Annotated in this window: 9 protein-coding genes; 3 read left to right on the forward strand and 6 right to left on the reverse strand. The window is 65.9% G+C overall.

Annotated elements, in window-relative coordinates; genetic code table 11:
• Positions 1 to 165: 165 nt before the first annotated feature.
• The 3 genes from ACE3UY_RS14440 (at position 166) to radC (ending at position 2,533) form a co-directional block, all read left to right on the forward strand.
• The gene (locus tag ACE3UY_RS14440; RefSeq protein ID WP_374688209.1) at positions 166 to 1,386 is read left to right on the forward strand and encodes a PQQ-binding-like beta-propeller repeat protein; all 1,221 of its coding nucleotides are present in this window, start codon (positions 166 to 168) and stop codon (positions 1,384 to 1,386) included.
• 96 nt (positions 1,387 to 1,482) lie between these two features.
• Positions 1,483 to 1,671, forward strand: a complete 189-nt coding sequence (locus ACE3UY_RS14445) for a hypothetical protein (protein WP_374688210.1) — start codon at positions 1,483 to 1,485, stop codon at positions 1,669 to 1,671.
• Between the two features lie 145 nt (positions 1,672 to 1,816).
• Positions 1,817 to 2,533, forward strand: coding sequence for a DNA repair protein RadC (gene radC / locus ACE3UY_RS14450; protein ID WP_374688211.1), 717 nt, complete (start codon positions 1,817 to 1,819; stop codon positions 2,531 to 2,533).
• Positions 2,534 to 2,635: 102 nt separating this feature from the next.
• Here the strand turns inward: radC and ACE3UY_RS14455 are convergent, their stop codons facing one another.
• The 6 genes from ACE3UY_RS14455 to ACE3UY_RS14480 all read right to left on the reverse strand — a co-directional run.
• Positions 2,636 to 3,901, reverse strand: a complete 1,266-nt coding sequence (locus tag ACE3UY_RS14455) for a FecR domain-containing protein (RefSeq protein WP_374688212.1) — start codon at positions 3,899 to 3,901, stop codon at positions 2,636 to 2,638.
• Positions 3,898 to 4,152 (reverse strand): acylphosphatase, encoded by a 255-nt coding sequence (locus tag ACE3UY_RS14460; RefSeq protein ID WP_374688213.1) that lies wholly within the window; start codon positions 4,150 to 4,152, stop codon positions 3,898 to 3,900. The genes ACE3UY_RS14455 and ACE3UY_RS14460 overlap by 4 nt, the downstream gene beginning before the upstream one ends.
• Before the next feature lie 130 nt (positions 4,153 to 4,282).
• Entirely contained in the window at positions 4,283 to 5,332 is a 1,050-nt protein-coding gene (locus ACE3UY_RS14465; RefSeq protein ID WP_374688214.1) for a quinone-dependent dihydroorotate dehydrogenase, read from the reverse strand.
• 16 nt (positions 5,333 to 5,348) lie between these two features.
• Positions 5,349 to 7,406 (reverse strand): glycerol-3-phosphate dehydrogenase/oxidase, encoded by a 2,058-nt coding sequence (locus tag ACE3UY_RS14470; protein WP_374688215.1) that lies wholly within the window; start codon positions 7,404 to 7,406, stop codon positions 5,349 to 5,351.
• Between the two features lie 110 nt (positions 7,407 to 7,516).
• Complete coding sequence (locus ACE3UY_RS14475) at positions 7,517 to 9,142, reverse strand: FAD-binding oxidoreductase (protein ID WP_374688216.1); 1,626 nt, start codon at positions 9,140 to 9,142, stop codon at positions 7,517 to 7,519.
• A 3-nt stretch (positions 9,143 to 9,145) separates the two neighbouring features.
• A partial coding sequence (locus ACE3UY_RS14480; RefSeq protein WP_374688217.1) for an FCD domain-containing protein occupies positions 9,146 to 9,692 on the reverse strand: 547 nt, incomplete at its 5' end.

Consider the following 9,692-nt stretch of genomic DNA (forward strand, 5'->3'; position numbering starts at 1 on the left):
GTGCAGGCGGAACACGCCGATGGGCGCGTGACGACCTTCCAGACGACGTGCCGCATCGACACGCCGGTCGAGGTGGATTACTACCGCAACGGGGGTATCTTGCATACCGTGCTGCGGAATTTCCTCAACAGGGGATAGGGATCAGGGACTAGGGGCTAGGGACTAGTGAAGAAACTACGAGTTAAGAGCGACGAACGACGAGTGAAGAGCGCGGCGGGGTGGGTGCTGGTTGTAGCAGTATGGCTGGGTTTGCTGTTGGCTGGCTGCCGTGGAGATTCGGGCGCGCCGGAGATCGCCGGCGGGGCGGCCATGCACCGGGCCAACCCGGCCCGCACCGGGGTGTACGAGACGGCGGCGCTGGACAGCTATGAGACGGTGAAGTGGCAGTTCGAGGCGGGCGACTGGATTTTCGCCGCGCCGGCCGTGCTGGGCGATAGCGTCTACGCGGCCAGTAACAACGGCAGTGTCTACGCCCTCGACCGCGAAACGGGCGAGGAGCGCTGGCGCTTTGCCACGGGCGACGCCATCCTGGCCTCGCCGGCCGCCGCCGGCGACCTGGTCTACGCCGCCAGCATGGACGGCAACGTCTACGCGCTGGACGCGGCGACAGGGGAGGAGCGCTGGCGCGTGCCGCTGGGCAGCAGCGATCCCGCCGCGCCGGGCGGCTTTACCGGCTCGCCAGCCGTCGTTGAGAATACGCTGTACGCCGCCAATGAGAGCGGTGTGCTGGCCGCGCTAAACGCCCAAACGGGTGAGGAGCGCTGGCGCTTCCAGCTGGGAACCACGCCCATCACTTTTTCACCGGCCATCGCCGATGGCTCAGTCTATGTGCCGGTGTCCAACGGTATTCTCTACGTGCTCGACGCGGCGACGGGTGAGGAGCAGTGGCAGTTTGACCCGGCGACCCTGGTCACCGATGGTCAGCCGCAGGTATATAGCCCGACAGCCGATCCGGTGGTGGCCGGCGACACGGTCTACTTCATGACGTCCAACCTGAGCCTCCAGGGTGTGCTGTTTGCCGTCAGCCTGGAAACGCACGCTACGCGCTGGCAGTACCAGACGCCGACCGAGAACTTCTCGGCCCCGTCGATCAGTGACGGCGTGCTGATCTGGGGCAGCCTGGACCGGACGCTGTATGCGGTGTCGGCCGAGACGGGCGAGGTAGCCTGGACGTTCCCGACGGAAGACATCAATTACTCGGCGCCGGCCATCGCCGGCGACCTGGTGTACGTGGGCAGCGTGGACAAAAACCTGTATGCGCTCGACGTAGCCTCGGGCGAACAGCGCTGGCAGTTCCGCGCCGAGTCGGGCGTGTCGTCGCCGGCCGTGGCCGATGGGGTGGTGTACGTGGGGACGGAGGCGGGGACGTTGTTTGCGCTTGAGTAGGGGTTAGGTTCTAGGGGCCAGGGAAGAGCGCTTTCCCTGGCCCCTGGAACCTGGCCCCTTTAACGAACATCAACTATTGCAGGAAGAGGAGATAAGATGAACCACAATCACGAAGCAGAACCCGACGTGTTGGCCGAAACGGAGCAGTTCGCCATCTGGCGCTCGCTGGAAGACGATGATGTGTATATGTATCACGTCGAGCTGGGGGGCAGCCTGACGCTGCACCTGACGCCGGAGGAGTGGGAGGAGTTTGTGCTGCTCGTCCGCAATGCGTCGGCGGAGTAGAAGAATCCACAGATTTCACAGATTACACAGATGAGTGGTCAGTAGATCTGTGCTCAATGGGACAGTCTATGTACTGATTTACTGACCACTGACTTACTGATCACTGCCAGGAGTGGGCCACAGGATTGGGCCACAGGGGTGGGGCATGGAAACGAACACACAGACCGCCCACTACGTCACGCTGATTCGGGACATGGCCGAGAACGACCGGCCGCGGGAGCGGCTGGTGCAGGTGGGGGCGGAGGCGCTGTCAACGGCCGAGTTGCTGGCGATTGTGCTGCGCACCGGCGGCCGCGGGGAGAGTGTGCTGCGGCTGGCCGAGCGGCTGCTGGTTCAGTTCGATCACCTGCCAGGGCTGTCGCGGGCGACGATCACGGAGTTGATGGAAGCCAAGGATATCGGCGAGGCCAAAGCGGCCGAGATCAAGGCGGCGCTGGAGATCGGCCGGCGGCTGGTGGCCAGCGCGCCGGAAGAAAAGCCGCGCGTGACCACACCAGACGACGCCTTCCACTTGCTCAAGTCGGAGATGATGTTTCTCGACCAGGAGCACCTGCGGCTCATCCTGCTGGACACGCGCAACCACGTGCTGCGCACGCCGACGATCTACGTCGGCAGTTTGAACACCTCGGTCGTGCGCGTCGGCGAACTGTTTCGCGCCGCCATCCGCGAAAACGCCGCCGCGCTCATTGTGGCCCACAACCACCCTTCGGGCGATCCGGCTCCCTCGCCGGAGGATATCAACGTGACGCGGCAGATCGTTCAGGCGGGCAAGCTGCTCGACATCGACGTGCTCGACCACATCATCATCGGTCGTGGCCGGTTCGTGTCGCTCAAACAGCGGGGCCTCGGCTTCGACCGATAATGAATGAACCACGGATTGACACGGATAAGACGGATGAACACGGATTGAACCTATGGTGCAATCCGTAAAAATCCGTCCCATCCGTGAAAATCGGTGGTTCATTCATTCCACCACTAAGGCCACGTCGGAGACTTCGGTGGTGAAGGTGTGGCCGGAGCCGACGAGGGTGATGCTCTCGATGTGACGCGGGGGCAGGAAGCCCTGGCTGGCCAATTCGTCGATCAAGTTCACTTCGTAGAAGAAGAATTGCCCCAGTGGCACACGCTCATGGGGGCGCTGGACGACGGCACAGGAGATGCACGCGCCCGGCGTCAGGTTGTCATCGATGACACCCGTGGCGAAGAAGCCGTGTTGCCACACGCGATTCACGCCGCTATCGTCGATGTAGTTAACGATAATGAACAGCGGGCACTCGCTGCCCTGGACGCCGCATACGCCGAGGCTCTGGTTAAGGATGCGCACCGTAGCCGACAGGCGCAGTGCATCGTACCCTGATACGTCCTGGCCAATGGACTGTGTAGCGCGCACGTCGGCATGACCCACACCCTCGCGCGCAAAGCGTAATAGCGGATTGCCGCCGGCGCTCGTTACCGAAGTCTCGCCCTTCGGCTGGTCGGGCAATTCGACCTGCCAGGAGAACAAGGCCCAATTGTCGAGTCCCTGACTGAAGTTGCCATTCCGAATCAGGTCGCGCGCCGGATCGAGTGGGCCAATAAGCGCGTCAGCCGTCATCTCCGCCCGCTGATTGGGGCCGAGGGTCAGGGTGCTATCCTGGGCGGCGACCTCGGCCGCGCCTTCGCCGTGCACCGTCACCTGCGTGGTGTCGCCGTTGACCTCAAACGTGTAGCGCCCCGGCTGGCTCACGTCAACGCGCCCCTGCGGCGTCGTCACCACCAGCGTCAGCGGGCGCGCCCCGCCGAACAGGATGTCTACTCGCAGCCGGCCGGTCTGGATATCGACCTCTACCTGATGCGAATGATTGCTCCAGCGAAAGCGCGGCGCGGCGGCCTCCACCAGTTGGACGGTCGAGTTACCGGAGATCTGCATGATGGCCAGCGGTTCCGTTTCGTCGGGCGGAGCCACCGTCAGCAGCGCCGACGCGGTCGTATCGGTCTGGATGGTCGCGCGCGCGTCGACCTCGCCGGGCGGCTCGCCAACCAGCACAGCGCGGCGCGGCCCGTTCTCCTCGTTGACGCCGACCGTGCCCTGGTTGGCCTGCACGGTGACGTCGAGCGGCTGGGTGGCATTTTGCAGAAACGCGGTCACAGCCACCGGTACAGTGACGCTCAGGAGCAGACAGAAGAAGAAACTGCTGAAGAGAATAGTCCAGGCCAGTTGGTGGCGGCCAAACGTACGCGTAACGGTCATAAATAGCGGACTCTGAATTCGGCGAAGTTTCCGCTGGCGGCCGACCAGACACTTTGCACGGTCTCGACGCGAGCGCCAGTAGGCCCATGGTGCAGGAAGTCCAACAACCGGCGCAGTGCGGCTTCGTCCCCTTCGGCCACGACCCGCACGGAACCGTCTGGCTGATTGGCTACCCACCCCGCGACCCTCAGGCGGCGCGCTTCCTGCAAGGTGAAGTGACGGAAATAGACACCCTGCACCAGGCCGTGCACGGTGGCCTCCAGACGAGCCAGCGCCGGCGAAGGCTCTGTTGTCGGCGAAGACATGAGCGGATTATAGCGGAATAGGGGCTAGGGGCTAGGGGATAGGGACACGCGCTCGAAACCGGGTTTCGAGCGCGGTCTAGAGTTCGCGCAAGATGCGGCCGGCGAGGCCGGGGCCGCCATAGATCATGCCGGTGTAGAGTTGGACAACGGCCGCGCCCGCGTCGAGCTTCTCGCGCGCGTCGGCGGCCGAGGCAATGCCGCCAACACCGATGATCGGCAAGGCCGCGCCGGTCTGGCGGCTGATATGGGCGATGATGGCCGTGCTGCGAGCGCGCAACGGACGGCCGCTCAGGCCGCCCGCCTCCTCGTAGACCTGACAGGTCTCAGAAGACCTGTCAGGTCTCCATAAGGTCGTGTTGGTGGCGATGATCCCGTCGATGCCAACGCTCAGCACGGTCGCCAGGATGTCATCGAGTTCGGCCCACTCCAGATCGGGCGCGATCTTGACCCACAGCGGCTTGGGCGGCGCGCCCACTTGCTCTGCCAGGGCGCGATTCTCGGCCACCAGTACCGCCAGTAAATGTTCCAGATAGCGCCCGCCCTGAAGTTCGCGCAGCCCGGGCGTGTTGGGTGAGCTAATGTTGACGGCCAGGTAGTCGGCATAGGCGTGGACGGCGCGCATGACGCTGACGTAGTCGGCCGCGGCCTCTGCGAGTGGCGTCTCTTTTTGCTTGCCCAGACTAACGCCCAGCACGTAATCGCGCGGGCGGGCGGCCAGCCGGCGCAACCGGGTCGCGGCGGCCTCCACCCCACCGTTGGGAAAACCCATCCGATTGATGACCGCTCCATCAGACGGCAGACGGAAGATACGCGGACGTGGGTTGCCGGCCTGGGGGCGCGGCGTCAGCGTGCCGACTTCGACGTGGCCGAAGCCCAGCAGCGCCAGTCCTGCCGCTACCCGCGCGTCCTTGTCGAACCCGGCCGCGACGCCCAGTTCGTTGGGGAAGTGCAGCGGGCCGATCTGCACCGGCCGCGTTGGAACCCGGCCGGCGATAAGGCGCAACGCGGCCCGGCCCGCCAGCGTGCGCTGGGCCAGACTCAGGGCCGTCACCGTCCGTTCGTGGGCCGTCTCGGGGTCGAGGCGCTTCAGCGCGGGGAAAAGGAGCGTCTGGTAGTAGTTGGGCATGGATAGGGGCTAGGGGTTAGGGGGTAGGGATTAGGGAAGAAGCTTCCAGGGTGGGGTGCTCCTCACCTGGAACCTGGCCCCTGGAACCTGGAACCTTCCTGCGGAGCAGCCAGGCGACGGCGAGCAGAAGCGCCAGAACCAGGAGGGCCAATCCGGCGCGGCGCTGCACGTTCTGGCGGCGTTCGCGCCGGACGACGCGGGCGGTCTGCTGTTCGGCGCGCGATTGAGCCAGCAGGGCGTTCCAGTCGGGGATGGTCTCGCGCGGCGGTAGGGAGTAAGCGCCGGCGATCAGGGCGCGGTAGGCGGCCTCTTCCGTCTCCCAGCGAGCGTCGTCCCAGGCCAGTTCGGGCTGGCAGATGTGGCGGATGCGCGGCATCATGTCCGCCCCGCCGCGCGGCAGTAGCAGCCCCAACCGCACCCGGCGCAACAGCAAATCGTCCAGATGAACCACACCCTCGGCCCGCGCCGACCAGCGCAGTTCGGCCCACAGCGCGGGCGCGCCGGGGATGGCTTCCAGTTCGTCCGGTTCGGCGGCGGCTACCAACGCCGCGGCTTCGGCCCCATAGCGGCCGAGCAAACGCCGGCGCGTCTCGCCGGTCAGACTTACCTGGGGCGAGGAAATGGCTGCCAGCACGCTCTCATCCACCGGCTGCAACACCGGCGCGTCTTCGTGCAGCAGCGCCAACCGCTTGCGGGTATCTGATGATGGGGACACCGCATCGGAGGATGCGGACTCTGTCATCTCCCCTGCGCCCCCGCTCCCCCGCTCCCCCACTGCCTCAAGCTTCTCACACACCGCCTCCAGCGCCTGCCGCGCCACCTGGCGAAAGGTCGTCAGTTTGCCGCCGGTGACGGTTAGCAGGCCGTTCTCCTGCCAGATCACGTGATCGCGCGACTCGTCGGAGGGGTCGGCCTTGCCGCTGCCAATGACCGGGCGGATGCCGGCAAAGGTGGCCATGATGTCGTCGAGTGTCAGCGACAACGCCGGAAAATGGGCGGTGACGGCGGCCATGAGATAGGCGACTTCGTCGGCGGTGATGCAAGGGTCGGTATGGAGCGGCGGCGGGCAGTCTACGTCGGTCGTGCCTACCAGGGTGACGCCCTCCCAGGGGAAGGCGAAGACCGGCCGCCCGTCGATGGGGTGCATGAAGCTGACTGCCTGAGCGACAGGGAAGCGCCAGGCGGGGAAGATGAGGTGGCTGCCGCGCAAGGGCCGGATGCGCCGCTCCGCGCCGGCCTGTTCGCGCAAGGCATCGGCCCAGGCGCCGGTGGCGTTGATGACAACGCGGGCGCGCACGTCGGCGATGCGGGGGGAATGGCGCTGGGTAGACGAGAGTCCGCTCGCCTGACTACCAACGGCCATATCGCGCAGGCGGACGCCAACGACTTGACCGGTGTCGTCGCGCAACAGCGCTTCTGCTTTAACATAGTTTAGGGCTAGACAGTCTTCATCTGAGGATACGGACTCTGATTCGGTCGCCGCGCCCTCCCCTAACCCCTCCCACGGGGAGGGGGACTTGTTACAGGCCACCGACTCGCGTAAGAGGCGCAACACAAGCCGGGCGTCGTCGGTCTGGGCGTCGTTATACTGGAAGCCGCCGCGCAGGCCGGTGGGCGAGATGTAGGGGGCAAGCATCTGGAAGTCGTGGGGACTATAGTAGCGGTGGCTCCATTGCAGGGCCAACAGGTCATAGACGGACAGTCCCGCGCCATAGACCAGGCGGCCGGCGCTATCCCCCTCGTATTGGGCTAGCAGGAAGCCGAGCGGGTCGATCAGGCCCGGTCCCTCGGCGAGCAACTGCTCGCGCCCCTGGACGGAGGCCCGCGTCAGGCTCACCTGGCCCGTCTTCAGATAGCGCAGGCCGCCGTGCACCAGCTTCGATGACCGGCTGGACGTGCCCCAGGCAAAGTCGCGCTGCTCGACCAGGAGCGTGCGCAGGTCAAGCCGCGTCGCCTCACGCAAGATGCCCGCGCCGGTGATGCCGCCGCCGATGATGATGATGTCCCACTCACCTTCCAGCCCGGCCCAGGCTGCCTCGCGCCAGGTTTCGTTCCAGATTGTGCTGTCGGTCATTGTTTAGTCCTGTCTTTTGATTCTCGGAAAACAAGTGAGCTCACGCAAAGAGCGCAAAGGACGCTAAGAACGCAAAGTTTTGATTGTATTTCTTTGCGTTCTTGGCCCTCTTAGCGTTCTTTGCGTGAGCTCTCTTCGGTCTCATCCCCTAGTAAGACGCCCGGGTTCATGATGCCATGGGGGTCGAAGCGGGCGATGGCGGCGGCGAGGGCATCCAGGCCCAGCGCGCCTTTCTCGGCTCCCAGGTAGGGGGTATGGTCGCGGCCGACGCCGTGCTGGTGGCTGATCGTGCCGCCGCAGGCGACGATGGCCCGGCTGGCGGCGCCTTTCAGGGTCTCCCAGCGTCTCAGTGTCGCCTCCGGATCGGCGGCGCGGCGAAACAGATAGGTGGTGTAAACGCTCGCGCCCTGGGGGTAGACGTGTGACAGGTGGGTGAAAACATGGACGCGCTCCCCCTCCTCGGCCAGCCCCGGTCGCAGCGCCGCCTCGATGACTTCGACCATGCGCGGCACGTTGTCCCAGTTCGTGGCGGTTTCCAGGGTATCGACGGCGTAACCCGCTTCCCACAAAGTATTGCGCAAGTACGGGGTGCGGAAGCGGCCCTCGATCCACTGCTCGCCAAAGCGCCGCCCGGCCGACACGCCGCCGCCGGCATGGCAGATGTCCATGACGGTGTGGCGCGTATCACGGACAACGGTCGAGCGCCCGGTGAAGCCGGCCAGCAACATGCACTTCTCGCCGCCCACACCGCGCACACTGAGCAGCGTCTCTAGCATACCGATGAGCCGCTCGTGGCCGGCCAGGGCGAGGGTGGTGCGCGTCTCGGTCGGCGTGCTGAGGCGCAGCAGGGAAAGCGGCAGACGCTCCTGGACAATCTGGCGCGTGGCGCTCAGGCCCGAGGCGAAGTCAGGGAAGAAGAGAGCGTGAAACTCTTCGTGCTCCGGCAAGGGAGTGACGCGCACGGTGACTTCGGTGAGGATGCCCATTCGTCCCTCGGAGCCGAGGATGAGTTGGCGCAGGTCGGGGCCGGCGGCGGAGGCGGGAAAGGAGGGCAGGTGGAGCGCCCCGGCCGGCGAGAGGAGGACACCCCCGGCGAACAGCCCCTCAATGCGACCATAGCGGAGCGACTGTTGGCCGCTGGAGCGGGTGGCGACCCAGCCGCCTAGAGTGGAGTACTCGAACGATTGGGGGAAGTGGCCCAGGGTGTAGCCGCGGGCGCGCAACTGGGCCTCCAGTTCAGGCCCGGCCACGCCCGCGCCGAAGGTCGCCAGTTGGTTGGTGGTGTCCAGCCGGGTCAACTGGTTGAGCCGGCGCATATTGATGGTCAACACGGGGCGCTCGCCAGGCGCCGGATTGATATGGCCGACGACGCTGGTGCCGCCGCCGTAAGGGATGACCCGCGCGCCCGTCTCGGCGGCGTAGGTCAGGAGAGCGGCCACATCGTCGGCGGTGGTCGGAAAGGCCACGCCGTCGGGGAAAGCGGGGATGAGACCGCCGCGCAGGGCGACCCAGTCGGGCAGACTTTGGCCGCGGGCGTGGCGCAGGCGCTCCAGACGCTCGACACGAACGAGCGGGTGGGCCGGCAGGCGCGAGACGGGGATGGCAGCCAGCGTCGCCGCCAGCGTCGCATCGCGGGCGGGCGCGCCGGGGCCGACGAGTTCCTCCAGAAAGGCGAAGGCGTTGGCGGGCAGCGGGTAGGGGATGGTGTCATCGCCCCAGCCATTCCAACGGCGCATAATTCACTCCTCCGTGGCCGGCATAGACGCGGCCTCGCACTCGTACTCGTCGCGGCCGGCGGCGCGCCAGACGCCAATGCTGGCCCGCATGACGTCACGGCACAACTGCTCGGCGCGAGCCCCGTCGCCCAACTCGGCTGTGGCGCGCAAGTCGCCGTAGAAGCGCGCCGATAAGTGGCGGGCGGGGGCGGGGGCGAAATAGCGCCGGGCCACGTCCTCGTAAAAGCCCCGGAATCCGTTCAGGATGAGGGTATAGATGGGGTTGCCGGAACAAATGGTCAGCCAATGGTGCAATTGCCAATCGAAATGGGCAAAGGCGGCCGGCGCGTCGGGTTCCAGCTCTGAAGCGTTGGCCAGAAAAGCGGCCACTTCGCCCCCGGCCCGCTCGACGGCGGCGCGCGTGTAGGCCGGGGCCAGATGCAGGCGGACTTCGAGTAGTTGTTCGACGAAATCCGGCGGCAGGTGGCGCGGGTGTTCGACCAGCTTGCTCAGGACGTTCAGTCCACCTTGCTGCCAGTAGTCGTTGATAACCGTCGCCTTGCCGTGGACA

Source organism: Promineifilum sp. (SeqCode) (genome assembly GCF_041918635.1).
GTDB lineage: Bacteria > Chloroflexota > Anaerolineae > Promineifilales > Promineifilaceae > Promineifilum.

Excerpts from the sequence above, each read along its gene's own strand:
- ACE3UY_RS14445 (WP_374688210.1), top strand. The coding sequence starts at position 1,483 with ATGAACCACAATCACGAAGCAGAACCCGACGTGTTGGCCGAAACGGAG.
- radC (WP_374688211.1), top strand. The coding sequence starts at position 1,817 with ATGGAAACGAACACACAGACCGCCCACTACGTCACGCTGATTCGGGAC.
- ACE3UY_RS14455 (WP_374688212.1), bottom strand. The coding sequence starts at position 3,901 with ATGACCGTTACGCGTACGTTTGGCCGCCACCAACTGGCCTGGACTATT.
- ACE3UY_RS14465 (WP_374688214.1), bottom strand. The coding sequence starts at position 5,332 with ATGCCCAACTACTACCAGACGCTCCTTTTCCCCGCGCTGAAGCGCCTC.
- ACE3UY_RS14470 (WP_374688215.1), bottom strand. The coding sequence starts at position 7,406 with ATGACCGACAGCACAATCTGGAACGAAACCTGGCGCGAGGCAGCCTGG.
- ACE3UY_RS14475 (WP_374688216.1), bottom strand. The coding sequence starts at position 9,142 with ATGCGCCGTTGGAATGGCTGGGGCGATGACACCATCCCCTACCCGCTG.